A 24,831-nucleotide genomic window follows, 5' to 3' on the forward strand; every position below is an offset into this window, starting at 1 on the left:
GGTTGCAGGTTCGAAGACAGGAGGGGCATCAATATCCGCCACGCAGGGCCGGTTGCATAGCAAAAAAACGGAAAGACTTGATGCGCAACTGGAATGGCATGCGGTCCAGGGTATGGCGTTCAGGGGGCGTCAGGTCATTCCTCCGGTGCATGACCGATCCGCTGCGCCGCGGGCGAGCTCGCCAGGCTTTGCAAAGGCCGGCGCAGTGTCGCGTCGAAGGGATTGATCTTCGGGCCGATGGCCGCGGCTTCGCGCTTGAGCAGCTCCACCACCGTGGGCATGCGGTCGGCGTTGAGCCGGTCGGCGATGGTGCCCACGCTCAGCGCGGCCACGGCGCGGCCCTCGCGGTCGCAGATGGGCACGGCCACGCCGGCCATGCCTTCGAGCAGGCCGGTGCTGCGGCCCGCATAGCCGGCCTGGCGCACGCGTTCGATCTCGGTTCGCAGATAGACCTCGTCGTAGACGCCGTACTCGCGCACGCGCGACAGGTTGAAGCGGATCACCTCTTCGCGCTCGGCCTCTGGCAGGAAGGCCAGGATCGCGAGCGCACCCTGGCCCACGCCCAGCGCGATGCGCCCGCCGACGTCGCCGGTGAAAGAGCGGATCGGAAAAGGCCCCTCGCTGCGGTCGAGGCACACCGCATCGAAGCCGCTGCGCGCCAGCAGAAAAATGCTGTCGCCCAGGCTGGCACACAGGCGCAGCAGCACCGGGCGGCACAGGGAGCGCAGGTCTCCCGGGTTGCCGGCGTGCGCCGCCAGCGCAAAGAAGTCGATGCCGAGGCGGTACAGCTTGCTGCGCGCGTCCTGTTCGACCATGCCTTCGGCCAGCAGCGACTGCAGCAAACGGTGCGTGGTGGCCTGGGTCAGGCCCACGGCGCGTGCAATCTCTGTCACGCGGCCGCCTTCGGCCTGCACCGCGGCGAGGGCCCGGATCACGGCGAAGACGCGCGGCACGCCGCTGGTGGATGGGGAAGGGGTGCTCATGCCGTGCCGGGTGGAATGTTGTCCGGCCAGTCTACGCCATAAATTCCATTGAACGGAATAAATAAGAAAAAGATTCTGATTAGTGAAATACCCTGTGTGGTCTGGCGCGTTCGTTGCAATAGAGTGAATCGACTCCAACGAAAGACTTCAGTTGCTGCCCCATCGGGGTGCGCCCCACGAAAGGCCTGTTCATGTCATTTCTCAAGCTCACCGAACTGACCAAGTTCTACGGCGGCACCTGCGCGGTGTCGGCCATGAGCCTCTCGGTGGAGAAAGGCGAATTCGTTTCGCTGCTGGGGCCTTCGGGCTGCGGCAAGACCACCACCCTGCAGATGGTGGCCGGCTTCGAGGCGGTGAGCAGCGGCCGCGTCGAGCTGGCCGGGCGCGACATCACGCACGTCAAGGCCAACACGCGCGGCCTGGGCATCGTGTTCCAGACCTATGCGCTGTTTCCGCACATGACGGTGGCCGACAACGTGAGCTTCGGCCTCGAAATGCGCAAGATGCCGAAGGCCGAGCGGCGCGAGCGCGTGGCGCAGGCGCTGGCCCTGGTGCACCTGGAGGCACATGCCAACCGCTACCCGCGCGAGCTTTCGGGCGGCCAGCGCCAGCGCGTGGCATTGGCGCGCGCCCTGGTGATCGAGCCGCCGGTGCTGCTCTTGGACGAGCCGTTGTCCAACCTCGACGCCAAGCTGCGCGAGGAGATGCAGTTCGAGCTGCGCCAGATCCAGCGCAAGGTGGGCACCACCACGGTGATGGTCACGCACGACCAGAGCGAGGCCATGTCGATCAGCGACCGCGTGGTCGTGATGGAAGGCGGCTGCGCGACGCAGATCGACCATCCGCACCGGGTCTACGAACACCCGCGCACCCGCTTCATCTCCACCTTCGTGGGCAAGGCCAACCTGCTCGCCGGGCGCGTGGTGGCGAACGGGACCCGCAGCCGCGTTGACCTGGGGCCGCTCGCTGTCGACGTGGACGACGTCGGCTTCCAGGCCGGCGCACAGGTGCTGCTCAGCGTGCGGCCGGAAAAGCTGCAACTGGTGGACGCGGGCCGCGGCCGCTTCGACGCCACGGTGCGCGAGCGCTTCTTCCTCGGCAGCCAGTGGCTCTACGCGATGACGACGCCGGTCGGCGAACTGATGGTGCTGTCGCCCAACGACGGCCGGCCCGCGCTGGACGAAGGCCACGCCGCCGGCATCGCCTGGCCCGACCACTGCACGCGCCTGCTGCCCGCCGAAGAGGGCGCGGCTGCCGAACGGGTGGCCGCATGAAGAAGGCATCGCCCTGGTGGCTGTCCGGGCCGGCGCTGCTGCTGTTCGCCGCGTTGCTGCTGGTGCCGCTGGTGCTGACCGCGGTGCTGTCCTTCAACGTCTACGACCCGGCCACCGGGCCCCGGGCCGGCGAGTTCACGCTGGAGCACTACACCCACGTCTTCACCGACGCCTACTACCACGGCATCTTCTGGCGCACCTTCTGGATCTCCGGCCTGGTGGCGCTGATCTGCGTGCTCGTCGGCACCCCCGAGGCCTATGTGCTGAGCCGCATGCGCAACCCGTGGCGCTCGGTGCTGCTGCTGGTGGTGCTGGCGCCGCTCTTGGTATCGGTGGTGGTACGGGCCTTCGGCTGGAGCATGCTGCTCGGGCCGGAAGGGCTGGTCAACGGCACGCTGCGAATGATCGGCCTCGGCCCGGTGAAGATGCTCTACACCGAGACCGCGGTGGTGATCGCGCTGGTGCACGTGATGCTGCCCTTCATGGTGATCCCGGTCTGGACCTCGCTGCAGAAGCTGGACCCGGGCGTCGAGAACGCTGCGCTCTCGCTCAAGGCCTCGCACTTCACCACGCTGCGCCGCGTCGTGCTGCCGCAGGTGATGCCGGGCGTGTTGTCGGGCAGCCTGATCGTGTTCGGCCTCTCGGCCAGTTCCTTCGCCATTCCGGGCCTGCTCGGCGGGCGGCGCCTCAAGATGGTGGCGACGGTGGTCTACGACGAGTACCTGCACGAGCTCAACTGGCCGCTCGGCGCGGCGATCGCGCTGACGCTGCTGGCGGCCAACCTGGTGGTGATGCTGAGCTACAACCGGCTGGTCGAAGGCCGCTACAAGAAGGCGCTGGGGTAGGGCCATGAGCAAGAACGGCCCCCTCGCCCTCGCGTTCAACGCGCTCGTCATCGCCTTCATGCTGGCGCCGCTGCTGGTGGTGTGCATCGTCGCCTTCACGCCCGAGAACACGCTCACCATCCCGACCACGCGCTTCTCGCTGCGCTGGTTCGAGGCGGTGTTCGCGCACCCCGACTTCATGCAGTCGTTCTGGAACAGCCTGTGGCTGGCGCTCGCCTCGGCGACGCTGGCCACGCTGCTGGCGGTGCCGGCCGGCATGGCGATCACGCGCTACGACTTCGCGGGGCGCGACTTCCTGAACGGCCTGTTCCTCTCGCCGCTGATCATTCCGCACCTGGTGCTCGGCGTGGCGCTGCTGCGCCTGTTCGCGCTGGTCGGCGGCACCGGCAGCTTCGGCTGGCTGGTGCTGGCGCATGCGCTGATCGTCACGCCCTACACGCTGCGCCTGGTGATCGCCGCGCTGGTCGGCTTCGACCGCAGCGCCGAGCAGGCTGCGTTGTCGCTCGGCGCGAGCCAGGCCACGATGTTCAGGCGCATCACCTTGCCGATGATCCTGCCGGGCGTGACCGGCGGCTGGATGCTGGCCTTCATCAACAGCTTCGACGAGGTGACGATGTCGATCTTCGTGACCGCGCCCAGCACCGTGACGCTGCCGGTGCGCATGTACATGTACGCCACCGAATCCATCGATCCGCTGATGGCCGCGGTGTCGGCGCTGATGGTGGCGGTGACGGCCTGCGCCATGGTGCTGCTCGACCGCGTCTACGGGCTGGACCGCGTGCTGGTGGGGCGCCGATGAGCAGCACCAGCAAAGCACTTCTGCACCGCGTGGCCGAGGCTGGCCGCGCTGCCGTGGCCTTCACGCTCGACGGCCAGCCGGCCCGGGCCCTGGCCGGCGACACCGTGCTCACCGCGGTGCTGACCCAGTGCGGCCAGCTGCGCCGCAACGAGTTCAGCGGCACGCCGCGCGCCGGCTTCTGCATGATGGGCGCCTGCCAGGACTGCTGGATCCTGACGGCGGATGGCGGTCGGCTGCGCGCCTGCTCCACCTTCATCGAGGCCGGCATGGCATTGCTCACCGGCGGGGAGCCTGCATGACGGCAGAGGCCTTGCCGCAACCCGTGATCGTCGGCGCCGGCCCGGCCGGCGTGCGCGCGGCCCAGGCCCTGGTCGCGCACGGCCTGCGGCCGGTGCTGATCGACGAAGCCGGCCGTGCCGGCGGCCAGATCTACCGCCGGCCGCCGGCGAACTTTCAGCGTTCCCCCGAGACCCTGTACGGTTTCGAAGCAGCGCGCGCCACCGCCGTGCACGCCGCGCTGGACGGGCTGCAGGACCGCATCGACTACCGGCCCGACAACCTGGTGTGGAACGCCCAGGGCGGCCTGCTCGACGTGCTGCACGGCCCGAGCCGCACGACGCGCAGCGTGCCCTACCGCCAGCTCATCGTGGCGACCGGCGCGACCGACCGCGTGCTGCCCGTGCCCGGCTGGACGCTGCCCGGCGTGTACACCTTGGGCGGCGCGCAGGTGGCGCTCAAGTTCCAGGGCTGCGCGATCGGCCGGCGCGTGGTCTTCATGGGCACCGGCCCGCTGCTCTACCTGGTGGCCTACCAATACGCGAAGGCCGGCGTCGAGGTCGCGGCCGTGCTCGACACCGCCCGCTTCGCCGACCAGTTCGCGGCCGTGCCCGCGATGCTTTCGCAGCCGGCCGTGTTTCTCAAGGGCCTCTATTACGTCGCCTGGTTGCGCGCCCGCGGCGTGGCGCTGCATGGCGGCGTCCGGCCGCTGCGGGTGCTGGGCGATGCGCGCGTGAGCGCCATCTCCTGGCACGACGGCACGCGCGAGCAAACGCTCGAATGCGACGCCGTCGGCTTCGGCTATGCCTTGCGCTCCGAAACGCAGCTGGCCGACCTGCTGGGCTGCCGCTTCGCCTTTGCGCCGATGCAGCGCGCGCATCTGCCCGAGCGCGATACGGCCGGCCGTTCCAGCGTGGCCGGCGTCTACCTGGCCGGCGATGGCGCCGGCATCATGGGCGCCGATGCGGCCGAATGGGCCGGCGAGCGCGCTGCGCTGGCCCTCCTGGCCGACCGCGGTGTGAAGGTGGATGCCGCGCGTGCGCAAGTGTTGGAGCGCAAGCTCGACAAGCTCAAGAGTTTCCGCGCCGGTTTGGAACGCGCCTTTCCCTTTCCGCAGGACTGGGCCTCCCATGCGCCCGACGCGCTGGTGGTGTGCCGCTGCGAGAACATCACGGCCGGCGAGCTGCGCGATACCGTGCGGACCTGCGGCGCCGACGAGATGAACCGCCTCAAGGCCTTGTCCCGCGTCGGCATGGGCCGCTGCCAGGGCCGCATGTGCGGCGCGGCGGCGGCCGAAATCCTCGCGCACGCGAGCGGCCGGCCGCTCGCGCAGGTGGGCCGGCTGCGCGGACAGGCGCCGATCAAGCCGATCCCGATCCAGCTGGCGAGCGCGCCGGCCGAAGGAGCGGCCGCATGAAGCAAACGCTGAAGACCGACGTGGCCATCGTCGGCGGCGGCATCGTCGGCGCCTCCGCCGCGCTGGCGCTGCGGCGCATGGGGCTGCAGGTGGCGCTGCTGGAGCGCGACTTCTGCGGCTCGCGCTCCAGCGGCGTCAACTATGGCGGCGTGCGGCGCCAGGGCCGGCCGCTCAACCAGCTGCCGCTGGCGCAGCGCGCGCATCGCATCTGGGGCCGGCTGCCGGAACTGATCGGCACCGACGGCGAGTACCTCCGCTCCGGCCATTTCAAGATCGCGCGCAGCGAGGCAGACCTGGCCTCGCTGGAGCACTACCGCGAGGCCAGCCGTGACTTCGATCTCGGCCTCGAACTGCTGTCGGGCCAGCGGCTGCGCGAGCGCTGCCCGTGGCTGGGCAGCCGCGCGGTCGGCGGCTCGCTGTGCGCGGAGGATGGGCAGGCCAATCCGCGCCTGGTGTCGCCGGCCTTCGCGCTGGCGGCCCGGCGCGCGGGCGCGCAAATCTTCGAACGCACGCCGCTCGACGAGGTGGCGCATGACGGCGAGGCCTTCATGCTGCGTTCGGGAAACGCGCTGGAAGTGCGCGCGCCGGTGATGCTCAACTGCGCCGGCGCCTGGGCCGGTGCCATCGCCAGCCGCTTCGGCGAGACGGTGCCGCTGCAGTCCAGCCATCCGGCGATGGCGGTCACCGAGCCGCTGCCCTATTTCATGGACTGGAGCCTCGGCGTGGAAGGCGGCGGCGTCTACTGCCGCCAGGTGAAGCGCGGCAACCTGGTGCTGGGCGGCGGCGCCGGCATCGCGCTCGACGCCGACCGCGCGCGCTCCGGGCGCGAGGCCATCGCCGCGCTGTCGGTGCAGGCGATCGAGCTGCTGCCCGCGCTGCGCCACGCCAGCTTCATCCGCACCTGGAGCGGTACCGAGGGCTACCTGCCCGACCGCCAGCCGGTGTTGGGCCTGAGCGCGACCACGCCGGGCCTGATCCACGGCTTCGGTTTTGCCGGCGCCGGCTTCCAGATCGGCCCGGCCGTGGGCGAGGTGCTGGCCGAACTGGCGCGCGACGGGCACAGCAGCACGCCCATCGAAGCCTTTGCCATCGAACGTTTTCTTTCCGTCGAAGCCGCCGTGCCCGCAACGGCTCACTGAAGTCTCCCTGACCCCACTCTCAAAGGAACCCACCATGTCCCGTTCTCGCCAACCCCAATCGATCCGCCGTGCACTCCTCGCCGTGGCTGCCGCCGCGGCGCTGGCCGGCGGCGGCGCGGCCAGCGCCCAGACCAAGACGCTGTACATCGGCATGAACGGCGGCACCATGGAGAAGGCGTACACGCAGTACGTGTTCCCGGCCTTCGAGAAGGCGAACAACGTGAAGGTGGTGGTGGTGCCCGGCACCTCGTCGGACATCCTGGCCAAGGCGCAGGCCAACAAGGACCGGCCGCAGATGCACGTGATGTTCCTCGACGACGGCATCATGGTGCGCGCCATCGGCATGGGCTTGTGCCAGAAGCAGCGCCCGAGCGCGGCGCTCAACGACATCTATCCGGCGGCCCGTTTCAAGGACGACATGGCGAGCGGCGTCAGCCTGGGCATGACCGGGCTGGCCTACAACAAGAAGATGTTCGCGGAGAAGGGCTGGGCCGCGCCCACCTCGTGGATGGACCTGGCCGACCCGAAGTTCAAGGGCAAGGTGGTGTTCCAGTCGATGTCCTCCTCGTCCTTCGGCCTGCACGGCTTTTTGATGTTCAACCGCATCCAGGGCGGCAACGACAAGAACGTCGAGCCCGGCTTCAAGGCCTGGCCCACCACCATCGGCCCCAACGTGCTCGAGTACATCCCCAGCTCGGCCAAGATTTCCGAGATGGTGCAGACCGGCGAGGCCGCGCTGTTCCCGCTCACGCCCACCGCGGTGGCCGCGTTGAAGACCAAGGGCATCCCGGTGGAGTACGCGCAGCCCAAGGAGGGCTCGGTGGTACTGATGGTGGGGCAGTGCGTGATCGCCAACAACAGCGAACCCGAGCTGGCGCAAAAGCTGGCCGAGTTCCTGCTGAGCCCGCTGGCGCAGGCCAACGTGCTTCAGTTCGGCAGCCAGATCCCGACCAACCCCAAGGCGCCGGCGGTGGGCGAGAGCGCGGCGCAGGTGGCCGAGATCAACAAGTGGATGAAGAACGCCGTGACCATCGACTGGGACAGCATCAACGCCAACCGGCCCGCCTGGAACGCGCGCTGGAACAAGACCATCGAGAAATAGGCGCTCCCCCAGGCTTCGCGCACTTCGTGTCGCTTCGCCAACCCCCTCACCGGGGGCAACACCAGCGGCCCGGCAAAGCCGGTTCCGCGGTGTTTCCCGAACAGGCCGCGCTGCGCGTATCTCCAGTTTTCAGGGCTGATCCCGAATCCAGCCGGCTGCCTTCTCCGCCATCATCAAGGTCGGGCTGTTGGTGTTGCCGCTCGTGATGGTGGGCATCGCGCCGGCATCGACCACGCGCAGGCCGTCGATGCCGCGCACGCGGAGCTTCGAATCGAGCACCGCCATCGGGTCGCCGTCGGCGCCCATCTTCGTGGTGCCGACCGGATGGAAGATGGTGGTCGCGATGTCGCCGGCCAGGCGCGCGAGCTCCTCGTCGCTCTGGTACTGAAGGCCCGGCTTCCATTCTTCAGGCGCGTACTTCGCGAGCGCCGGCTGGGCCGCGATGCGGCGCGTGACGCGCAGCGAATCGGCCGCCACCTTGCGGTCTTCGTCGGTGCTCAAGTAGTGCGGCGCGATCGCGGGCGCGTCCTGGAAGCGGTGGCTCTTGATGTGCACCGTGCCGCGGCTGGTCGGGTTCAGGTTGCACACGCTGGCGGTGAAGGCCGGAAAGGCGTGCAGCGGCTCGCCGAAGGCATCGAGCGAGAGCGGCTGCACGTGGTATTCGAGGTTCGGCCATTCGTGCTCGGGCGAGCTGCGCGTGAAGGCGCCGAGCTGCGAGGGCGCCATGCTCATCGGGCCGCTGCGTTTCCACAGGTATTCGAGGCCGATCTTCGCCTTGCCGTAATAGGAGGAGGCGAGCACGTTGAGCGTGGGCGCGTCCTTGATCTTGTAGACCGCGCGGATCTGCAGATGGTCCTGCAGGTTGGCGCCGACGCCCGGCGCATCGAGCACGACGTCGATGCCATGCTGGCGCAGCAGCTCGGCCGGCCCGACGCCCGAGAGCTGCAGGATCTGCGGCGAGCCGATGCTGCCCGCGCAGAGGATCACTTCGCGTGTCGCATGCGCCAGCACCATCTCGTGGCCGTCCCACACCTGGGCGCCGGTGCAGCGCCGGCTGCCGTCGGGCCGGGTTTCGACGACGAGGCGCGAGACCTGGGCGCCGGTCCACAGCTCGAAGTTGGGGCGGCCGTAGCAGGTCGGGCGCAGGAAGGCCTTGGCCGTGTTCCAGCGCCAGCCGTTCTTCTGGTTGACCTGGAAATAGCCCACGCCCTCGTTGCTGCCGCGGTTGAAGTCGGTGCTGTGCGGCACGCCGGCCTGCACCGCGGCCTCGGCGAAGGCATCGAGGATGTCCCAGCGCAGGCGCTGCTTCTCGACCCGCCATTCGCCGCCGGCGCCGTGCATCTCGTCGGCGCCGAGGTAGTGGTCCTCGTGCTTCTTGAAGGCGGGCAGGACCTGGTCCCAGCGCCAGGTGTCGTCGCCGGTGAGCGCGGCCCACTGCTCGTAGTCGCGCGACTGGCCGCGCATGTAGATCATCCCGTTGATGGAAGACGATCCGCCCAGCGTCTTGCCGCGCGGATAGCGCAGCGTGCGGCCGTTGAGGCCGGCGTCGGGCTCGGTGCTGTAGAGCCAGTCGGTGCGCGGATTGCCGATGCAGTAGAGGTAGCCGACCGGAATGTGGATCCAGTGGTAGTCGTCCTTGCGGCCGGCCTCGATCAGGAGCACGCGGCATTGCTTGTCGGCTGAGAGGCGATTAGCCATCAGCGCGCCGGCGGTGCCGGCGCCGATGACGATGTAGTCGAAGGTGGTGTCGCTCATTCGCGCCTTGTTTGTCTGTCTCTGGTCGTTCTTGTGAAGGGGTGCTGCAATGCGGCACCGAACGGTCGATTGTGGCAAACGCCCGTGCCTTGCGCCGATGGCCTACGCGAACGGGCGCCGATCGGGCGGTTTGCTGCAGACGCACACGGTTACGATGTTGCGTCCTCCATCTCGCAGACCGCCCGCCCGCTCCATCCATGTCGATCGCATCGTTGCCGACCGCCGACGCGCAAAACGCAGACCGCTTGCGTCCGCGCGTCGAGCAACGCGACGGGGAGGGCGGCAAATGGGCCGTCGCCAGCGGCTGCTGGACCGCGCTCTCGATGTCGTCGCGGCGCACCTGGGAGGCCCTGGCGAAGAATCTCGATGCCGTGCCGCCGCAGGACGACCGGGCCTGGGACCTGCGCCCCGTCGAGCAGCTCGACCACATCGGCGCCCAGCTGCTCTGGAACCACTGGCGCCAGGCCTGGCCGGCGCGGCTCGAAATGGACTCGCAGCACAAGGCCGTGCTGGACCAGGTGGCGCAGTACACCTGCAGCGCGCCGGCGGAGCCCGGCAAGACGCTGGCCGAGCATTTCCACGATTTCGCCCACAACGGCGCGCGCATCATGATGGTGGCGCGCGATTTCCTGGCGCTCGTCGGCCAGCTCACGCTCGACGTCGGCACGCTGCTGCGCGCGCCGCACCGTGCGCCCTGGCGCGACTTCTCGGGCCATCTCTACCATTTCGGCGCCACCGCGCTGCCCATCACCGCGCTGGTGGGCCTCTTGATCGGCGTGGTGCTGGCCTACCTGACCTCGCAGCAATTGCGCCAGTACGGCGGCGAAGCCTTCATCGTCAACATCCTCGGCCTGTCGCTGATCCGCGAACTCGGCCCGGTGCTCGCGGCGGTGCTGATTGCGGGCCGTTCGGGCTCGGCCATCACCGCGCAGATCGGCGTCATGCGCGTGACCGAGGAACTCGATGCCATGCGCGTGATGGGCATTCCGCATGGCTTCCGGCTCGTGATGCCGCGCGTGCTGGCGCTGGCGATCGCGATGCCGCTGATCAGCATGTGGACTTCGGCGGCGGCCCTGTTAGGCGGCATGGTCGCGGCCGATCTCACGCTGGACATCTCGCCGGCCTATTTCCTGTCGGCGCTGCCGCGCGCGGTGCCGATGACCAACATCTGGCTCGCGATGTCCAAGTCGGCCGTGTTCGGCGTCCTGATCGCGCTGATCGGCTGCTACTACGGCATGAAGGTGAAGCCCAACACCGAAAGCCTCGGGCGCGGCACCACCTCCTCGGTGGTGGCCTCGATCACGGTCGTGATCCTGGTCGACGCGCTCTTCGCTGTGCTCTTCAAGGGCGTGGGGTTCAGGGCATGAGCCGCCGGGCCGCTCCCAAGGCGAATACCGCAGCGCGCAGCGCGGAGGTTGTCCAATGAGCGAAGATCAGAAGACCAACATGGTCGAAATCCGCAAGCTGTGGACCGTCTTCGAGTCGCCCGAGGGCGACCAGGTGGTGCACCGCGACCTCGACCTCACGATCCGCAAAGGCGAGGTGCTGTCGCTGGTGGGCGGCTCGGGCACCGGCAAGACCGTGCTGCTGCGCCAGATCCTGGGACTCGAGCGGCCTTCGAGGGGCGAGGTCTCCGTGCTCGGTCATCCGCCGGGCCGGCTCAGCGCCACCGGCGCCGCCAACGTCGGCATGCTGTTCCAGCACGGCGCGCTGTTCTCGGCCTTCAGCGTGCTCGACAACGTCGCGTTCCCGCTGCGCGAACTCAAGCTCCTGCCCGACGACCTGATCCGCGATGCCGCACTGGTCAAGCTGCAGATGGTCGGGCTCGAGCCGCAGCAGGCGACCAAGAGCCCGGCCGATTTGTCGGGCGGCATGATCAAGCGGGTGGCACTGGCGCGCGCGCTGATCATGGATCCGCCGCTGCTCCTGCTCGACGAGCCCACCGCCGGCCTGGACCCCGAAAGCGCCGACGGCTTCTGCGACCTGTTGCGCGGGCTGCATCGCGAACTGGGGCTCACGGTGGTGATGGTCACGCACGACCTGGACACGCTGTTCGACCTCAGCACCCGCATCGCGGTGCTGGCCGATCAGCGCGTGATCGTCGCCGGCACGGCACGCGACGTCATCGCCTACCCGCATCCCTTCATCCACGAATACTTTCTCGGCGGCCGCGGCCAGCGCGCCATGGAGGCGCTCCACGAAGGCGTGCCGCCCTCGACCGTCTCGGGGCTTGCCGGCGCCGGCCGGACCCCACTCACTGAAAGGTAGCTGCCATGGAAAATAAGGCCCATGCCATCGCCGCCGGCGCCTTCGTGCTCGGCCTGATCGCCGCGATCATCGCGCTGGTGGTCTGGTTCACGCGCGACAACACGGTGCGCAACATCTACGAACTCTCGACCCGCGACCCGGTGAGCGGGCTGCAGCCGCAGGCGACGGTGCGCTACCGCGGCATCGCCGTCGGCAAGGTCGCCTCGATCGACTTCGATCCCAAGGTGAAGGGCAATGTGCGCGTGCGCATCACGGTCGACGAGCGCGTGCCGCTCACGACCTCGAGCTATGCCACGCTGAGTTACCAGGGCGTGACCGGCCTGGCCTTCATTGCGATCGACGACAAGGGCGAATCGCAGGTGGCGCTCACGCCGAACAACGACGATCCACCGCGCATCCCGCTCAAGCCCTCGGTGCTGGCGCAGCTGCAGGACCGCGGTGAGGCCATCATCAACCAGATCGACGAGGTGACGAAGAAGGCCAACACGCTGCTGGGCGACGACAACCAGAAACGCATCGCCGACGCGCTGGAAAACATCGCGCAGGCTTCGGCCAGCGCCAACCAGCTCACGCGCTCGCTCGACAACACGGTGAAGAACGGGCTCAACCCGACGCTGGCCACCTTGCCGCCGCTGGTGGACCGCACGAGGGATACCATGGCTTCGCTCAAGACGGCCGCCGGCGACGTCTCGCGCGTGGCCAACAACTTCAACGGCACCGTGAACCGGCTGAATGCGAAGGACGGCCCGATCGACCGGTTGGGCGACGGCACCAAGTCCCTGGCGCAGGCGGTCGACTCCTTCAACAGCGCCACGCTGCCGCGCGTGAACCGCGTCGCCGAGGACACCTCGCGCGCGGTGCGCCGCCTCGGCCGCGCGGCCGACGGCATCAACGACAACCCGCAATCGCTGCTGTTCGGCAGCGGCGGCGTGGTCGCCGGGCCGGGCGAGCCCGGATTTTCCGCGCCGGCCGCCGCGCCGGCGCGGCCTTGAAAGTGACGACCATGAACGACGTACTCCAGAACATGGCCGCTCGCGCAGCGCGGGCGCGCCTCTCGGCCGTCGCAGGCATCGCCGCCGTGCTGCTGACGGCGGGCTGCGGCGCCTTGCCCGACAAGCCCGCTCGCGCCACGCTGTACGACTTCGGCCCCAACCTCGCCGCATCCACGGCGCCGGCACCTGTCAATCCGCACGCGCTGCCGCTCATCGCGCTGGCCGAGATCGAGGCCGGCACGCGGCTCGAGGGCACGCAGCTGCTCTACCGCCTGGGCTATGCCGATGCCAACCAGCTGCGGCCCTATGGCCAATCGCGCTGGAGCCTGGCGCCGGCGCAGCTGTTGCACCAGCGCCTGCGCGACGCGCTGGCCGCGCGCCGCACCGTGCTCGGTCCGGAAGAGAGCGCCACCATCGCGCGCAGCGAGGGCAAGGTGCCCGACACGCTCAGGGTGTCGCTCGAGGAATTCAGCCACTACTTCGAATCGCCGACCCGGAGCGTGGGCCTGGTGCGCCTGCGCGCGACCCTGATCCGCAGCAATGCCGGCGGCGACCGCGTGCTCGCGCAGCAGAGCTTCATGGTGCAGCGGCCCGCGCCGAGCGCCGACGCGCCCGGCGGCGTGAAGGGGCTGGCAGCGGCGAGCGATGCGGCGGTGGCGGAACTGGTGACATGGGTGGACCAGCCCCGCTGAGCAGAGGCCGGCCGCATGCACCGCATCGGTCTCATCTCCGACACGCATGGCCTGCTGCGGCCCGAGGCGCTCGCGTTCCTGCGCGGTTGCGAGCACATCGTGCATGGCGGTGATATCGGCGATGCGAGCATTCTCGAAGCGCTGGCCGCCATCGCGCCGCTGACGGCGGTGCGCGGCAACAACGACCGGGGGGCGTGGGCCGAGGCGGTGCCCGACACGGCGCTGGTCGAGTTCGGCGGCCTGCGTCTCTATGCGATCCACGATCTCGCGCAGCTCGACATCGACCCGGCCGCCGCGGGCGTCCGGGTGGTGGTGTCCGGGCACTCGCATCGGCCGCGGACCGAAGAGCGCGATGGGGTTCTCTACGTCAATCCCGGCAGCGCCGGCCCGCGCCGCTTCAGGCTGCCGATTTCGGCGGCGGAGCTGAAGATCGATGACGGCGTGGTCACGCCGCGCATCGTCGAACTGGTGAAGGGCTAGGGCGCGCGCGCGAGCGCCGGAAACAGCGTGCCGAGCCCGTCGGCCATCACCTCGACCGCCAGCGCCGCAAGGATCAGGCCCATCAAGCGCGTCATCACGTTGATGCCGGTCTTGCCGAGCACGCGTGCGATCGGCTCGGCCAGCGAGAAGGTGAGGCCGGTCGCCAGCCCGATCACCATGCCGTAGCCGACCAGCACCGCGAGCTCCCAGAGGTGCTGCGTCTTCTCGGCATAGATGACCACGGTCGACATGGTGGCCGGCCCGGTCAGGAGCGGAATGGCGAGCGGCACCACCGCGATCGAGGCGCCCAGCGAGGCCTTCACTTCCGTGGCCCGGATCTCCTCCTTGTTGGTCTTGGATTCGGCCGGCTGCGCGTTGAGCATGCTGAGCGAGCTGATCAGGAGCAGCATGCCGCCGCCGACCTGGAAGCTCGCGATCGAGATGCCGAAGAAGGACAGCAACTGAAGCCCGAGCAGCGCGCAGACCGCGATGACCACGAAGGCGCTGAAGGCCGACACCCACGCGGTGCGTTTGCGCTGGGCCTCGGTATAGCCCTGCGTGTAGTGGATGAAGAAAGGCACGATCGCCAGCGGATTCACGATGGCCAGCAGCGTGATCATCGGCTTGACCAGGTCCATCGTCGGTGTTGCCATCACCTTCCGCCTGTCACGTCGAGAAAGGTGGCCGTCACGTAGCTCGCTTCTTCCGACAGCAGCCACACGATGCCGTTGGCGACCTCCTGGGCGCTGCCGGTGCGCTTCATCGGCACGGTGGGGGCGAGCTGGGCGGCGCGGTCGGGCAGGCCGCCCGAGGCATGGATCTCGGTGTCGATCAGGCCCGGTCGCACCGCGTTGACGCGGATGCCTTCGTCGGCGACCTCCTTGGCCAGCCCGATCGTGAAGCTGTCGATGGCACCCTTGCTGGCCGCGTAGTCGACGTACTGGCCCGGCGAGCCCAGGCGCGCGGCGGCGCTGGAGAGATTGACGATGGCGCCGCCGCTGCCGCCGTGCTTCGTGCTCATGCGCCGCACCGCCTCGCGTGCGCAGAGGAAGCTGCCGATCACGTTGATGCGCAGCATGCGGTCGAGCCGCGCCACGCTCATCTGGTCGACGCGCGCCTGCACGTCGACCACGCCGGCGTTGTTGACCAGCGCCGTGAGGCGGCCGAACTTCGCATCGACTTTCTCGAACATCGCGAGCACCTGCGCCTCGTCGCCGACGTCGGCCTGCACGCTGATCGCGCGGCCGCCGCCGTCGCGGATCGTGCGCACCACCTCGTCGGCGGCCAGCGAGTTGCTGGCATAGTTGACGGCCACCGCGAAACCGCGCTGCGCGGCCAGCAGTGCCGTCGCGGCACCGATGCCGCGGCTGCCGCCGGTGATCAAGAGCACCTGGTCCAAATCCCACCTCCTGCACGAAAGCCGTGCCTCAGTTAAAACCGTGCGCACGATTACATCATCGGGAGCGGCTTGTGACCCACACCATCGACTACTACTTCACGCCCCAGAGCCCCTGGGCCTACCTGGGGCATGCGCGCTTCGCTGCGCTCGCCAAGTCCAACGGCGCCACGGTGCGGGTGCGGCCGGTCGATCTCGGCGCCGTGTATCCGGTCTCGGGCGGCCTGCCGCTCGGCAAGCGCGCACCGCAGCGCCAGGCCTACCGGCTGCTGGAGCTGGCGCGCTTCTCGCGCCACCTCGACATTCCGTTGAACCCCAAGCCCAAGTTCTTTCCGGTCGCTGCCGACGACGCGGCGAAGCTCATCATCGCGGTCGACCTGCACGACGGCACCGAGGCCGCGATGAAGCTCTGCGGCGCCGTGTTCGCCGCGGTCTGGGTGCAGGAGCGCAACATCGCCGATCCCAAGGTGCTCGAAGTGCTGGTCGGCGAATGCGCCTTGCCGGCCAAACGATGCGAGCAGTCGCAAAGCCAGACGGTCCAGGAGCGCTACGAGGACTACACGCAGCAGGCCATCGACGCCAAGGTGTTCGGTGCGCCGAGCTACGTGATCGACGGCGAGATCTTCTGGGGCCAGGACCGGCTGGATTTCGTCGAACGCGCATTGATTCAACAACCATCCACCTCAGGAGCATGACCATGGGCCAGTTCATCGATCTCACCGCCAAAGACGGCTTTGGCTTTCCGGCCTACGTGGCGGAACCCGCGGGCAAGCCGAAGGGCGCGATCGTCGTGGTGCCGGAAATCTTCGGCGTCAACTCGCACATCCGATCGGTGGCCGACGGCTATGCGGCCGACGGCTATCTCGCGGTCTCGCCCTCGACCTTCCATCGCGTCAAGCCGGGCGTCGAACTGGGCTACAGCGACGAGGACATGAAGGCCGGCTTCGAGCTCAAGACCGCCGTCGAGGCGCTGCCGGCACCGGGCGTGCTGCAGGACATCCAGGCGGCGGTGGAATACGCGGCCCGTGCCGGCAAGGTCGGCATCGTCGGCTACTGCTGGGGCGGCCTGCTCACGTGGCGCGCATCGGCGAAGGTCTCCGGCCTTGCGGCGGCGGCGCCTTACTACGGCGGCGGGATGACGGCGCCGGAGGAGAGCGCGATCCAGCCCAAGGTGCCGGTGCTCGCCCATTTCGGCAACAACGACCACTGGATTCCGCTCGACACCATCGAGGCCTTCAAGAAGGCCCACCCGGAGGTCGAGGTGCATGTCTACGAATCCGGCCACGGCTTCAATTGCGACCAGCGGGGCTCGTACAACGCCGAGGCCGCCAAGCTGGCGCGCGAGCGCACGCTGGCCTTTTTTGCGAAGCACGTCGGCTGAGCGGGGGTATGGCGTGACGCGGCATCTGATGCGTTGGGTGCCGGCCTTGCTGGCGGCTGCCGCGTTCGGCGCGCAGGCGGCCGATTACGGCGGCCCGCTGTTCGACACCCACCTGCACTACAACCAGGAAGCCTGGGACGGCGACACCGGCCCGTACCCGCCCTCCGAAGCCCTGGCGCGCATGCAGCGCAACGGCGTGAAAGCCATCATCGCCAACTCGCGGCCCAACGCCGGCACGCAGACGCTGGCCGCGGCGCGCGAGACGCGCGAGGCCGGCGTGACCGTGGTGCCCTTCGTGCGGCTCTACCGGAATCGCGACGACTACGGCAACTGGTTCCGCGACGAGAGCATCTACGAGATGGTGCAGGCCGAACTGGCGCGCGGCACGGCGAGCGGGCCCTACCGGGGGCTGGGGGAGTTCCATCTCTACGACAGCGCCAACGCCAACGGGCCGGTCGCCAGGAAGCTGATCGTTCTGGCGGAAGAAAAGAAGCTCGCGGTGCTGGCGCATGTCGACGACGTCGCGATCGATCTGCTGATGGCGCACGCGCCATCCAAGGGAAAGGCGCTGCGGCTCATCTGGGCCCACACCGGCATCGGCGGCGCGCCGGTGGCGCGCGTGCAGGCCCTGCTGGAGCGCTATCCGCTGCTGATGGGCGAGCTCTCCTACCGGCCGGGCCTCACCTGCGAGGGCGGCACGCTGTGCCCCGAGTGGCGCGCGTTGATCCTCAAGTATCCGGAGCGTTTCCTGGTCGGCTCCGACACCTGGGTCAACCAGCGCTGGAGCGCCTACGACGAGATCATGGGCGGCTATCGCCGATGGCTGGGTGACGTGCCGCCCGAGGTGGCGCAGCGCATCGCGTGGGGCAACGCGGCGGCGCTGTTCGGTCTGCGCTGAACCCTGTCGTCAGGCGCTCACCGGCTGACGCACCCGCCTGGCAGGCTTGACGGCGGCGGCCTCGGGAGGAGCCAGCGCCGCTGCCGATTTCCGCACGCGGTCCTCGAGGAAATCCAGCAGGGCGCGCAGCGCCGCGCTGTTGTGGCGGCGCTGCGAATAGGCCGCGTAGAGCCACAGGTCGCGCGGCATGTATTCCTTCAGCACCGGCACCAGCGCGCCGCGCTCGACATGCGACTGCGCCATCATCGCCGGCACGCAGACGGCGCCGAGTCCGGCGAGCGCGGCGCCGATCAGCGGCGCGGCATCGTTGGCATCCATGCGGCTTTGCACCGGCACGATGTAGGGCTTGCCGTCGACCTCGAAGGGCAGGTGCGGCGCGCCCTCGGCGAGCGAGTAGGTCAGCACGTCGTGACTGCGCATGTCGTCGGGTTTCTTGGGCAGGCCGCGCCGGGCCCAGTAGGAAGGCGCGGCGCACAGCACCAGGTCCATCTGGCGCAGGCGCCGCACGATCAGGTTCTCGTCGCGGATACGCCCGAGGCGCAGCGCGATGTCCACGCCTTCCTCCACCAGATCGATCACGCGGTTGCTCAGGTGCAGGCTCACATGAACGTCGGGATAGGTCTTGATGAACTCGCTCAGGATGTCCGGAAAGGCGCTCTGGGCGAACCCGTGCGGCGCCGTGATGCGAAGCCGCCCGCGCGGATGGCCCGCATGTTCCTGCAGCTCGCTCTGCGTGAGCTCGACCATCTCCATCAGCGGCTTGCTGCGCTCGAGCAGCAGTTGACCGGCATCGGTCAGGCTGACCGAGCGCGTGGAGCGGTTGAGCAGGCGCACCCCGAAGCGCTCTTCGAGCTGCGCGACGTATTTGCTGACGGTGGCCTTCGAGGTGCCCAACACCTTGGCAGCGCGGGAGAAGCTGCCGCGTTCGGCAACTTCACGAAAGGCTTTCAGCAGGTCCAGGCCGTCCATCGGGCTTCCATTGTTTCAATTTCGTGAATGCGGTGGTTCAGAAAGCCAAGGGTTTTTACCTAGATTCAGGCGCAAACTTCATCCCACACCAACCAAAGGAGATTGAAATGAAGACCTCGAAGATCATCGCCGCCGCCGCTCTCTCGATTCTCGCCGCTGCCGGCGCACAGGCCGAAACCTATGACGGCGTGCACTCGCTGGTATCGGCCAACAGCCGCGCCGAAGTGAATGCCCAGGCGGTCGTCGCTGCCCGCAGCGCAAACCCGTATGCCGAAGGCTACGTCGCGGGTCCCACGACGGTTCTGGTGAGCGCTCGTGACCGTGCCGAGGTTCGCGCCGAAGCCGTGGCCCATGCCCATAGGCCGAACCAGAACGTGCGCCGCGAATCCTTCGCCGGCAGCGTGATTCCGTCGCAGTTCTCGAACCCGCGTTTCGTGACGACGCGCCAAGCCGGGCTGTAATTCGCCAGCTCGCGCGACGAGCGACAAAGCCGGGCCATGCGAAAGCATGGGCTCGGTTTTTTATTGTTTCGATCCCGGAAACGCGGTGTCTCTTTTCTAGGTAATTTCCCGAGGTCATTCCACCGGAAACTTCGTCGCACAGGCCAGCCATCCCGCGAGCCTGGTCAGCAACCACTCCGACGAATTCCAAAGGACCTGAAATGAAGACCTCGCAAATCATCGCCGCCGCCGCTCTCTCCCTTCTGGCCGCTGCCGGCGCCCAGGCCGAAAGCTACGAAGGCGTTCAAAAGTCGGTGTCGGGCATGAACCGCGCCGACGTCGAAGCCGAAGCCGTCCGTGCGGCTGCCGCTCCCAACCAGAACGTGACGCGCGGTTCGCGTGGCGCCGATCCCTTCACCTCGGTGGCTGATTCGGCGGCTGTGCGTGCCCAAGCCGTCGCCACGGCGAATGCGCCCGACCAGAACGTGACCAGCGGCTCGCGCGTCAACAGCCGCGTGATCTCGACCATGCCCAACCGCGCCGCCACGCTCCAGCAAGCGCAGAAGGAAGGCACCCCCGCGGCCAAGTAAATTCGCCGACCCCACAGAAGGACCGGGCAGCGCTAGTGCGCTGCCCGGTTTTTTGTTTATCTGCTTCGGGCCAGGTAGCGCTTGCGCCAGAACACGACCACCAGCAGCAGCGCGATCACGGCCATCGAGGCCATGGCGATCCAGAAGCCGTCGGCCTTGTGCACGAGCGGGATGAACTCGAAGTTCATGCCGAAGATGCCGGCAATCAGGTTGAGCGGAAGAAAGATCGCCGTGAGCGCCGTGAGCACCCGCATGATGTCGTTGGCGCGGTGGCTCTGCACGCTGAAGTGCATCTGCACGGCGGTCTCGGCGTTCTGTTCGAGCCGCCGCACGTGGTGCACCACGCGCTGGATGTGCTCGAGCACGTCGCGGCTGCGCACCATGATCAGTTCGCGTTCGCGCAACGCGGCCGCTCCTTCGGGCGGCGGCAGGGTTTCGAGCGCATCGATCCAGTCCTGGATGGCTGCGCGCTGGTCTTCGCAAATCTCGTCCAGGTGGTGCAGCGATTGGCGCGCATCCATCAGCGCGCTCCAGTTCGTGAAGCGGCTGCGGGGGTCGATCAGCTCGGCCTGCCAGTGGTCCAGCTGCCGCGTCAGCTCGCGCCGCAGGTCGAGGTAGGCGTCGACGATCAGGTTCACCACGCGCAGCATCAGGTCGGCAGGATTCGGCGGCACGCGCGTGGAAACGGCGCGGACGTCGAGCGCCGGGGCAGCCGCACCGCCGCGCCCCTCCGAGGCCGCAGCGGCCAGCAGGCGGGCGGCAAAGGCATCGCGCACCGCGCCGTCTTCCGGATGGACGGACAGCAGCACGCGGTCGAAGACCGCAAAGCCGACCGGCCGCGTATCGACGCGCCGCAGCACCGGCGGGCCGCCGCGCGCCAGCGTCGGCTCGGCGCTCTTCGGCGCCGTGCCGTTGGCAGCCGCGAGCCGGCGAAAGACCAGCACGTCGTACTGCGAGGTGTAGTCGTAGTGCGAGGGCAACTGGTCGTTGACCAGGTCGGCCACATGGAGGTCGACCAGCTGGGTGCCGCAGAGCGACTGCAGGATGCCCTGCACCTCGGCGAGCGAGCTGCGGAATTCGTCCCGCGTGAGCGAAATCCACAGATAGCCGCTGGCGCAGGCGCCGGGCACGGCCATCGGCGCGAGCGCCTCGTGTTCGGTGATTCGCGAGCCGCTGATTTCGAAGACGCGCATGGTGCCCGACCGGTCCGCTACTGTTGCTGCAGCAGCCGGGCGGTATCGAGCGCGAAGTAGGTGAGCACGCCGTCGGCGCCGGCGCGCTTGAAGGCCAGCAGGCTTTCGAGCATCACGGCATCGTGGTCGAGCCAGCCGTTCTGCGCCGCGGCCTTGAGCATCGCGTACTCGCCGCTGACCTGGTAGGCGAAGGTCGGGACCTGGAACGCGTCCTTCACCCTGCGCACGATGTCGAGGTAGGGCATGCCGGGCTTCACCATCACCATGTCGGCGCCCTCGGCGATGTCGATCGCCACCTCGCGCAGCGCCTCGTCGCTGTTGCCGGGGTCCATCTGGTAGACCTTCTTGTTGCTCTTGCCGAGGTTGGCTGCCGAGCCGACGGCGTCGCGGAAGGGGCCGTAGAAGGCGCTCGCGTACTTGGCGCTGTAGGCCATGATCCGCGTGTGGATCTGGCCGGCGGACTCGAGGGCGCTGCGGATCGCGCCGATGCGGCCGTCCATCATGTCGCTAGGCGCCACGATGTCCACGCCGGCTTGCGACTGCACGAGCGCCTGCTTGACCAGCACCTCGACGGTCGGGTCGTTCAGGATGTAGCCGGTGTCGTCGAGCAGGCCGTCCTGGCCATGGCTGGTGTAGGGGTCCAGCGCCACGTCGGTCATCACGCCCAGTTCCGGGAAGCGTGACTTGAGGGCGGCCACCACGCGCGGGATCAGGCCCTCGGGGTTGAAAGCCTCGTCCCCGGCCGGCGTCTTGAGGCCGGCATCGATCACCGGAAACAGCGCCATCACCGGGATGCCTGCCGCCGCGCACTGTTCGGCGACCGGCAGCAACAGATCCAGGCTGAGCCGGTCGACGCCGGGCATCGAGGGCACGGCGTCGCGCCGCCTCTGGCCTTCCTGCACGAACACCGGGTAAATCAGGTCGTGAACGCTGAGCGTGTGCTCACGTACGAGATTGCGTGTGAAGGCATCGCGGCGCAGCCGGCGCGGTCGGCCCGCAGGAAAAGGAGCGTGGAGGGTCATGCGGAAAATTGTGCCTGAAGTGCCGGGATTGCCCTCTGATACAGCCCCTCGAGCGGTCTTTCCGCGGCTTCGGTGCAGTAATACGTTGGAACTATGTGCTCTACCAATTCGGGGAAAAAGATTAGAACTCGCTTGATAGGTTGTAATGCCTTTGCTAAATTCCGCGTTGGGCGGCTTGCCGCCCCCCGCTTTTCCTCCCTGAGCGGGTGCCTTGATGTGTGACAGCAAAAGGGCTTCCCAGCCCGGCGTTTTGACGCCGGGCTTTTTTTTTGCCCCTTTCAATCGCCCTGCGCCAATGGGGCGCGCCACTAAACTGCCGCCATGCTCTGGGTCAAATCACTGCACATCGTGTTCATTGCGAGCTGGTTCGCGGGACTGTTCTATCTGCCGCGCATCTTCGTGAACCTGGCGATGGTGGCGCCCGAATCCGTGGCCGAACGCGCGCGGCTGGTTCTCATGGCGCGCAAGCTGTTCCGGTTCACCACTTTCCTGGCCGTGCCGGCGCTCGGCTTCGGGCTCTGGCTCTGGCTCGGCTATGGCATCGGACGCGGTCCGGGCAACGGCTGGATGCATGCCAAGCTGGCCCTGGTGCTGCTCGCGATCGGGTATCACCATGCCTGCGGGGTGCTGCTGCGCAAGTTCGTCTCGGGCGCAGACCGGCGCGGCGAGCGCTGGTACCGCTGGTTCAACGAAGTGCCGGTGCTGCTGCTGCTCGGGATCGTGGTGCTGGTCGTGGTCAAGCCGTTCTGAGCACGGTGGGAACCCAGCACAAGTCCGCCGCACTGCCTCTCGCGCTCGCCTATGCGGCGCTGATCGTCTACGCGAGTCTCTATCCCTTCGCCGACTGGCGCGACCAGGGCATCGCGCCCTGGGCCTATCTGGCGGCGCCGTGGCCCAAGTACTGGACCGGCTTCGACTTCGGGGTCAACGTCGCGGGCTACATGCCCTTCGGTTTCCTGGCGGCGATCGCGGTACTGCGAACTCGGCCGGGCGTCGGCGTGGCGGGCGCGGTGCTGCGCGCCACGGCGGCCGGCGCCGCGATCGCTTTCGCCATGGAGACCTTGCAAAGCTACCTGCCCTCGCGCATTCCCTCCAATGTCGACCTCGGACTGAACAGTGCGGGTGCGCTGGCGGGCGCCGTGCTCGCGGCGGCGCTCGAGCGCTTCGGTGCCGTGGCGCATTGGCACCGGACCCGTTCCAACTGGTTCGTCGAGGAGTCGCGCGGCGCGCTGGTGCTGCTGGCGCTGTGGCCGCTGGCACTGCTGTTTCCGGCAGCGGTCACTTTCGGGCTGGGCCAGGTGTTCGAACGGCTCGAGGCGGCGATCTCGGAATGGCTCCTCGACACCCCATTCATCGACTGGATGCCGGTGCGCCAGTTCGAGCTCGAGCCGCTGGTGCCCGGCGTCGAACTGCTGTGCGTCATGCTGGGAGCGCTGGTGCCCTGCCTGCTGGCCTTCCTGGTCACGCGCTCGATCTCTCGCCGGGCCGTCCTGCTGCCGCTGGTGCTTGTGGCCGGGATGGCGGCCACTGCCTTGTCGGCCGCGCTGAGCTACGGCCCCGAGCACGCCTGGGCCTGGCTGAGCCTGCCGGTGCAGGTCGGCATCGTGGCCGCGCTGGTTCTGGGCGTGCTGCTGCTGCCCGCGCCGCGCCGGTTCTGTGCAGGCTTGCTGCTGATCGCGCTCGTGGTTCACCTGAGCCTGCTCAACCAGGCGCCCGAGAGCGCTTATTTCGCACAAACCTTGGCGACCTGGGAGCAGGGGCGCTTCATCCGTTTCCACGGGCTCGCGCAGTGGCTGGGCTGGCTTTGGCCCTTCGCCACGCTGGCCTACGTGCTGGCCGCGCTGTCGCGCCGGACGCGGCCGGCGTAGTCCATACCCCGGCGCCCAGTGTTCGCGTCGCACGCTCAATAGAATGGTTTGATGTCCAATTCCAGCATCCCGCCGCCGCGCGGCTACTACGCTCGGCACATCTTCTTCTGCCTGAACGAACGCAAGAACGAAGAGGACTCCTGCTCGAAGCACAACGCCCAGGCGGGCTTCGATCGCTGCAAGGCCCGCATCAGGGAGGCCGGACTGGCCGGGCCCGGCAAGGTGCGCGTCAACAAGGCGGGCTGTCTCGACCGCTGCGCGGGCGGGCCGGTGGCGGTGGTCTATCCGGAAGCCGTCTGGTACACCTTCGTCGACGAGGACGACATCGACGAGATCGTCGAATCGCATCTGAAGAACGGCAAAGTGGTCGAGCGGCTGCTGTTGCCGCCCGGGGTGGGGCGCTGATGAATTCCAGAACCGAAAAAATCCAGCTGAAAGGCGCCGCGGGCGCCATCGAAGTGCTGCGCGACGCGGCGGCCGCGGGCTCGCCGGCGCTCGGCGTGGCGGTGATCGCCCATCCCCATCCGCTCTTCGGCGGCACCATGGACAACAAGGTGGTGCAGACGCTGGCGCGCGCCTTCGTTTCGTGCGGATGGACCGCCGTGCGCTTCAACTTCCGCGGTGTCGGCGCCAGCGAAGGGGCGCACGACGAAGGGCGCGGCGAGCGCGACGACATGCTGGCCGTCGTCGAGCAGTTGGCGCCCGAGGGGCCGCTGGCCATCGCCGGCTTCTCGTTCGGCGCCTTCGTGGCGAGCTGCACGGCCGAGAAGCTCTGGGCGACGAGGGACATCCGGCACCTGGTGCTGGTCGGCACGGCCGCCTCGCGCTTTTCCGTTGCTACGTTGCCGGCGGAGGCGCACGAACGCACGCTGGTCGTGCACGGCGAGCACGACGACACCGTGCCGCTCGCTGCCGTGATGGACTGGGCGCGGCCGCAGTCACTTCCTGTCACAGTCGTTCCCGGAGGCGGTCATTTCTTTCACGGACAATTGCCGCTGCTCAAAAGTCTGGTCGTCCGCCACCTGCGCGCGGGCTAGTTTTTCGTCTCTTCG

Annotated in this window: 28 protein-coding genes; 21 read left to right on the forward strand and 7 right to left on the reverse strand. The window is 68.4% G+C overall.

Annotated elements, in window-relative coordinates; translation table 11 throughout:
• Nucleotides 1–134 precede the first annotated feature (134 nt).
• Nucleotides 135–983 (reverse strand): IclR family transcriptional regulator, encoded by an 849-nt coding sequence (locus ACSQ9A_RS01975; protein ID WP_436302502.1) that lies wholly within the window; start codon nt 981–983, stop codon nt 135–137.
• Between the two features lie 191 nt (nt 984–1,174).
• Here ACSQ9A_RS01975 and ACSQ9A_RS01980 point away from each other — a divergent pair, with 191 nt between their 5' ends.
• From ACSQ9A_RS01980 to ACSQ9A_RS02010, 7 genes are read left to right on the forward strand one after another with little or no spacing between them, the layout of a single operon-like run.
• Entirely contained in the window at nt 1,175–2,257 is a 1,083-nt protein-coding gene (locus ACSQ9A_RS01980) for an ABC transporter ATP-binding protein (RefSeq protein ID WP_436302503.1), read from the forward strand.
• Entirely contained in the window at nt 2,254–3,102 is an 849-nt protein-coding gene (locus tag ACSQ9A_RS01985) for an ABC transporter permease (protein WP_093104227.1), read from the forward strand. The genes ACSQ9A_RS01980 and ACSQ9A_RS01985 overlap by 4 nt, the downstream gene beginning before the upstream one ends.
• A 4-nt stretch (nt 3,103–3,106) precedes the next feature.
• Nucleotides 3,107–3,901, forward strand: coding sequence for an ABC transporter permease (locus tag ACSQ9A_RS01990; protein WP_093104226.1), 795 nt, complete (start codon nt 3,107–3,109; stop codon nt 3,899–3,901).
• Nucleotides 3,898–4,200: a (2Fe-2S)-binding protein gene (locus tag ACSQ9A_RS01995; protein WP_093104224.1), complete on the forward strand. Its 303-nt coding sequence runs from the start codon at nt 3,898–3,900 to the stop codon at nt 4,198–4,200. Before ACSQ9A_RS01990 ends, ACSQ9A_RS01995 begins: the two co-directional genes overlap by 4 nt.
• Nucleotides 4,197–5,594: an FAD-dependent oxidoreductase gene (locus tag ACSQ9A_RS02000; protein WP_436302504.1), complete on the forward strand. Its 1,398-nt coding sequence runs from the start codon at nt 4,197–4,199 to the stop codon at nt 5,592–5,594. Before ACSQ9A_RS01995 ends, ACSQ9A_RS02000 begins: the two co-directional genes overlap by 4 nt.
• Nucleotides 5,591–6,733 carry an NAD(P)/FAD-dependent oxidoreductase gene (locus ACSQ9A_RS02005; protein ID WP_436302505.1) on the forward strand — a complete coding sequence of 381 codons (1,143 nt, stop codon included), beginning with the start codon at nt 5,591–5,593 and terminating at the stop codon, nt 6,731–6,733. The genes ACSQ9A_RS02000 and ACSQ9A_RS02005 overlap by 4 nt, the downstream gene beginning before the upstream one ends.
• A gap of 34 nt (nt 6,734–6,767) precedes the next feature.
• Nucleotides 6,768–7,835: an ABC transporter substrate-binding protein gene (locus ACSQ9A_RS02010; protein WP_436302506.1), complete on the forward strand. Its 1,068-nt coding sequence runs from the start codon at nt 6,768–6,770 to the stop codon at nt 7,833–7,835.
• A 129-nt stretch (nt 7,836–7,964) separates the two neighbouring features.
• Here ACSQ9A_RS02010 and ACSQ9A_RS02015 read toward each other — a convergent pair whose 3' ends face one another.
• Nucleotides 7,965–9,590: a GMC family oxidoreductase gene (locus tag ACSQ9A_RS02015; protein WP_436302507.1), complete on the reverse strand. Its 1,626-nt coding sequence runs from the start codon at nt 9,588–9,590 to the stop codon at nt 7,965–7,967.
• Nucleotides 9,591–9,787: 197 nt separating this feature from the next.
• Here ACSQ9A_RS02015 and ACSQ9A_RS02020 point away from each other — a divergent pair, with 197 nt between their 5' ends.
• From ACSQ9A_RS02020 to ACSQ9A_RS02040, 5 genes are read left to right on the forward strand one after another with little or no spacing between them, the layout of a single operon-like run.
• Complete coding sequence (locus ACSQ9A_RS02020; RefSeq protein ID WP_093104217.1) at nt 9,788–10,957, forward strand: MlaE family ABC transporter permease; 1,170 nt, start codon at nt 9,788–9,790, stop codon at nt 10,955–10,957.
• Between the two features lie 55 nt (nt 10,958–11,012).
• The gene (locus ACSQ9A_RS02025; protein WP_436302508.1) at nt 11,013–11,858 is read left to right on the forward strand and encodes an ABC transporter ATP-binding protein; all 846 of its coding nucleotides are present in this window, start codon (nt 11,013–11,015) and stop codon (nt 11,856–11,858) included.
• A 5-nt stretch (nt 11,859–11,863) separates the two neighbouring features.
• Nucleotides 11,864–12,850: an MlaD family protein gene (locus tag ACSQ9A_RS02030; RefSeq protein WP_436292399.1), complete on the forward strand. Its 987-nt coding sequence runs from the start codon at nt 11,864–11,866 to the stop codon at nt 12,848–12,850.
• A gap of 11 nt (nt 12,851–12,861) precedes the next feature.
• Nucleotides 12,862–13,542 carry an ABC-type transport auxiliary lipoprotein family protein gene (locus ACSQ9A_RS02035; protein ID WP_436302509.1) on the forward strand — a complete coding sequence of 227 codons (681 nt, stop codon included), beginning with the start codon at nt 12,862–12,864 and terminating at the stop codon, nt 13,540–13,542.
• 15 nt (nt 13,543–13,557) lie between these two features.
• Nucleotides 13,558–14,022 (forward strand): metallophosphoesterase family protein, encoded by a 465-nt coding sequence (locus ACSQ9A_RS02040; protein ID WP_436302510.1) that lies wholly within the window; start codon nt 13,558–13,560, stop codon nt 14,020–14,022.
• Here ACSQ9A_RS02040 and ACSQ9A_RS02045 read toward each other — a convergent pair.
• Nucleotides 14,019–14,675, reverse strand: a complete 657-nt coding sequence (locus tag ACSQ9A_RS02045) for a MarC family protein (RefSeq protein WP_093104212.1) — start codon at nt 14,673–14,675, stop codon at nt 14,019–14,021. The genes ACSQ9A_RS02040 and ACSQ9A_RS02045 overlap by 4 nt on opposite strands.
• Nucleotides 14,675–15,421 (reverse strand): SDR family oxidoreductase, encoded by a 747-nt coding sequence (locus ACSQ9A_RS02050; RefSeq protein WP_093104211.1) that lies wholly within the window; start codon nt 15,419–15,421, stop codon nt 14,675–14,677. The genes ACSQ9A_RS02045 and ACSQ9A_RS02050 overlap by 1 nt, the downstream gene beginning before the upstream one ends.
• A gap of 71 nt (nt 15,422–15,492) precedes the next feature.
• Between ACSQ9A_RS02050 and ACSQ9A_RS02055 the strand changes: the two genes are divergently transcribed.
• The 3 genes from ACSQ9A_RS02055 to ACSQ9A_RS02065 are packed head-to-tail and all read left to right on the forward strand — an operon-like array spanning nt 15,493 to nt 17,697.
• On the forward strand, nt 15,493–16,113 hold the full coding sequence (locus ACSQ9A_RS02055) for a 2-hydroxychromene-2-carboxylate isomerase (RefSeq protein WP_093104209.1): 621 nt from the start codon (nt 15,493–15,495) through the stop codon (nt 16,111–16,113).
• 2 nt (nt 16,114–16,115) lie between these two features.
• Nucleotides 16,116–16,799: a dienelactone hydrolase family protein gene (locus ACSQ9A_RS02060; RefSeq protein ID WP_436302511.1), complete on the forward strand. Its 684-nt coding sequence runs from the start codon at nt 16,116–16,118 to the stop codon at nt 16,797–16,799.
• Between the two features lie 28 nt (nt 16,800–16,827).
• Nucleotides 16,828–17,697 carry an amidohydrolase family protein gene (locus tag ACSQ9A_RS02065; protein WP_436306238.1) on the forward strand — a complete coding sequence of 290 codons (870 nt, stop codon included), beginning with the start codon at nt 16,828–16,830 and terminating at the stop codon, nt 17,695–17,697.
• Nucleotides 17,698–17,706: 9 nt separating this feature from the next.
• On the opposite strand, the gene ACSQ9A_RS02070 is transcribed toward ACSQ9A_RS02065, so the two are convergent.
• Nucleotides 17,707–18,666: a LysR family transcriptional regulator gene (locus tag ACSQ9A_RS02070; protein ID WP_436302512.1), complete on the reverse strand. Its 960-nt coding sequence runs from the start codon at nt 18,664–18,666 to the stop codon at nt 17,707–17,709.
• Between the two features lie 107 nt (nt 18,667–18,773).
• Here ACSQ9A_RS02070 and ACSQ9A_RS02075 point away from each other — a divergent pair, with 107 nt between their 5' ends.
• Nucleotides 18,774–19,127: an alpha/beta hydrolase gene (locus tag ACSQ9A_RS02075; RefSeq protein ID WP_436302513.1), complete on the forward strand. Its 354-nt coding sequence runs from the start codon at nt 18,774–18,776 to the stop codon at nt 19,125–19,127.
• Nucleotides 19,128–19,327: 200 nt separating this feature from the next.
• Nucleotides 19,328–19,696, forward strand: coding sequence for a DUF4148 domain-containing protein (locus ACSQ9A_RS02080; RefSeq protein WP_093104201.1), 369 nt, complete (start codon nt 19,328–19,330; stop codon nt 19,694–19,696).
• A gap of 56 nt (nt 19,697–19,752) precedes the next feature.
• Here the strand turns inward: ACSQ9A_RS02080 and ACSQ9A_RS02085 are convergent, their stop codons facing one another.
• Nucleotides 19,753–20,889, reverse strand: a complete 1,137-nt coding sequence (locus ACSQ9A_RS02085; protein WP_436302514.1) for a magnesium transporter CorA family protein — start codon at nt 20,887–20,889, stop codon at nt 19,753–19,755.
• Between the two features lie 17 nt (nt 20,890–20,906).
• Complete coding sequence (gene hemB / locus ACSQ9A_RS02090; RefSeq protein WP_436302515.1) at nt 20,907–21,911, reverse strand: porphobilinogen synthase; 1,005 nt, start codon at nt 21,909–21,911, stop codon at nt 20,907–20,909.
• A 321-nt stretch (nt 21,912–22,232) separates the two neighbouring features.
• Here hemB and ACSQ9A_RS02095 point away from each other — a divergent pair, with 321 nt between their 5' ends.
• Genes ACSQ9A_RS02095 through ACSQ9A_RS02110 form a run of 4 tightly spaced genes read left to right on the forward strand, consistent with a single transcriptional unit; the run spans nt 22,233 to nt 24,816 of the window.
• Nucleotides 22,233–22,661 (forward strand): CopD family protein, encoded by a 429-nt coding sequence (locus ACSQ9A_RS02095; protein WP_093104196.1) that lies wholly within the window; start codon nt 22,233–22,235, stop codon nt 22,659–22,661.
• A gap of 5 nt (nt 22,662–22,666) precedes the next feature.
• Nucleotides 22,667–23,779, forward strand: a complete 1,113-nt coding sequence (locus ACSQ9A_RS02100) for a VanZ family protein (protein ID WP_093104195.1) — start codon at nt 22,667–22,669, stop codon at nt 23,777–23,779.
• Between the two features lie 51 nt (nt 23,780–23,830).
• Nucleotides 23,831–24,184, forward strand: a complete 354-nt coding sequence (locus tag ACSQ9A_RS02105) for a (2Fe-2S) ferredoxin domain-containing protein (protein ID WP_436302516.1) — start codon at nt 23,831–23,833, stop codon at nt 24,182–24,184.
• Nucleotides 24,184–24,816 (forward strand): alpha/beta hydrolase, encoded by a 633-nt coding sequence (locus ACSQ9A_RS02110; protein WP_093104192.1) that lies wholly within the window; start codon nt 24,184–24,186, stop codon nt 24,814–24,816. The genes ACSQ9A_RS02105 and ACSQ9A_RS02110 overlap by 1 nt, the downstream gene beginning before the upstream one ends.
• Nucleotides 24,817–24,831: the final 15 nt, after the last annotated feature.

This window comes from Variovorax sp. LjRoot290, assembly GCF_964253985.1.
GTDB lineage: Bacteria > Pseudomonadota > Gammaproteobacteria > Burkholderiales > Burkholderiaceae_C > Variovorax.

What these genes read in the sequence shown, in the direction of transcription:
- ACSQ9A_RS01975 (WP_436302502.1), bottom strand. Translation starts at nt 983, where the DNA reads ATGAGCACCCCTTCCCCATCCACCAGCGGCGTGCCGCGCGTCTTCGCC.
- ACSQ9A_RS01980 (WP_436302503.1), top strand. Translation starts at nt 1,175, where the DNA reads ATGTCATTTCTCAAGCTCACCGAACTGACCAAGTTCTACGGCGGCACC.
- ACSQ9A_RS01985 (WP_093104227.1), top strand. Translation starts at nt 2,254, where the DNA reads ATGAAGAAGGCATCGCCCTGGTGGCTGTCCGGGCCGGCGCTGCTGCTG.
- ACSQ9A_RS01990 (WP_093104226.1), top strand. Translation starts at nt 3,107, where the DNA reads ATGAGCAAGAACGGCCCCCTCGCCCTCGCGTTCAACGCGCTCGTCATC.
- ACSQ9A_RS01995 (WP_093104224.1), top strand. Translation starts at nt 3,898, where the DNA reads ATGAGCAGCACCAGCAAAGCACTTCTGCACCGCGTGGCCGAGGCTGGC.
- ACSQ9A_RS02000 (WP_436302504.1), top strand. Translation starts at nt 4,197, where the DNA reads ATGACGGCAGAGGCCTTGCCGCAACCCGTGATCGTCGGCGCCGGCCCG.
- ACSQ9A_RS02005 (WP_436302505.1), top strand. Translation starts at nt 5,591, where the DNA reads ATGAAGCAAACGCTGAAGACCGACGTGGCCATCGTCGGCGGCGGCATC.
- ACSQ9A_RS02010 (WP_436302506.1), top strand. Translation starts at nt 6,768, where the DNA reads ATGTCCCGTTCTCGCCAACCCCAATCGATCCGCCGTGCACTCCTCGCC.
- ACSQ9A_RS02015 (WP_436302507.1), bottom strand. Translation starts at nt 9,590, where the DNA reads ATGAGCGACACCACCTTCGACTACATCGTCATCGGCGCCGGCACCGCC.
- ACSQ9A_RS02020 (WP_093104217.1), top strand. Translation starts at nt 9,788, where the DNA reads ATGTCGATCGCATCGTTGCCGACCGCCGACGCGCAAAACGCAGACCGC.
- ACSQ9A_RS02025 (WP_436302508.1), top strand. Translation starts at nt 11,013, where the DNA reads ATGAGCGAAGATCAGAAGACCAACATGGTCGAAATCCGCAAGCTGTGG.
- ACSQ9A_RS02030 (WP_436292399.1), top strand. Translation starts at nt 11,864, where the DNA reads ATGGAAAATAAGGCCCATGCCATCGCCGCCGGCGCCTTCGTGCTCGGC.
- ACSQ9A_RS02035 (WP_436302509.1), top strand. Translation starts at nt 12,862, where the DNA reads ATGAACGACGTACTCCAGAACATGGCCGCTCGCGCAGCGCGGGCGCGC.
- ACSQ9A_RS02040 (WP_436302510.1), top strand. Translation starts at nt 13,558, where the DNA reads ATGCACCGCATCGGTCTCATCTCCGACACGCATGGCCTGCTGCGGCCC.
- ACSQ9A_RS02045 (WP_093104212.1), bottom strand. Translation starts at nt 14,675, where the DNA reads ATGGCAACACCGACGATGGACCTGGTCAAGCCGATGATCACGCTGCTG.
- ACSQ9A_RS02060 (WP_436302511.1), top strand. Translation starts at nt 16,116, where the DNA reads ATGGGCCAGTTCATCGATCTCACCGCCAAAGACGGCTTTGGCTTTCCG.
- ACSQ9A_RS02065 (WP_436306238.1), top strand. Translation starts at nt 16,828, where the DNA reads ATGCGTTGGGTGCCGGCCTTGCTGGCGGCTGCCGCGTTCGGCGCGCAG.
- ACSQ9A_RS02070 (WP_436302512.1), bottom strand. Translation starts at nt 18,666, where the DNA reads ATGGACGGCCTGGACCTGCTGAAAGCCTTTCGTGAAGTTGCCGAACGC.
- ACSQ9A_RS02075 (WP_436302513.1), top strand. Translation starts at nt 18,774, where the DNA reads ATGAAGACCTCGAAGATCATCGCCGCCGCCGCTCTCTCGATTCTCGCC.
- ACSQ9A_RS02080 (WP_093104201.1), top strand. Translation starts at nt 19,328, where the DNA reads ATGAAGACCTCGCAAATCATCGCCGCCGCCGCTCTCTCCCTTCTGGCC.
- ACSQ9A_RS02085 (WP_436302514.1), bottom strand. Translation starts at nt 20,889, where the DNA reads ATGCGCGTCTTCGAAATCAGCGGCTCGCGAATCACCGAACACGAGGCG.
- hemB (WP_436302515.1), bottom strand. Translation starts at nt 21,911, where the DNA reads ATGACCCTCCACGCTCCTTTTCCTGCGGGCCGACCGCGCCGGCTGCGC.
- ACSQ9A_RS02095 (WP_093104196.1), top strand. Translation starts at nt 22,233, where the DNA reads ATGCTCTGGGTCAAATCACTGCACATCGTGTTCATTGCGAGCTGGTTC.
- ACSQ9A_RS02105 (WP_436302516.1), top strand. Translation starts at nt 23,831, where the DNA reads ATGTCCAATTCCAGCATCCCGCCGCCGCGCGGCTACTACGCTCGGCAC.
- ACSQ9A_RS02110 (WP_093104192.1), top strand. Translation starts at nt 24,184, where the DNA reads ATGAATTCCAGAACCGAAAAAATCCAGCTGAAAGGCGCCGCGGGCGCC.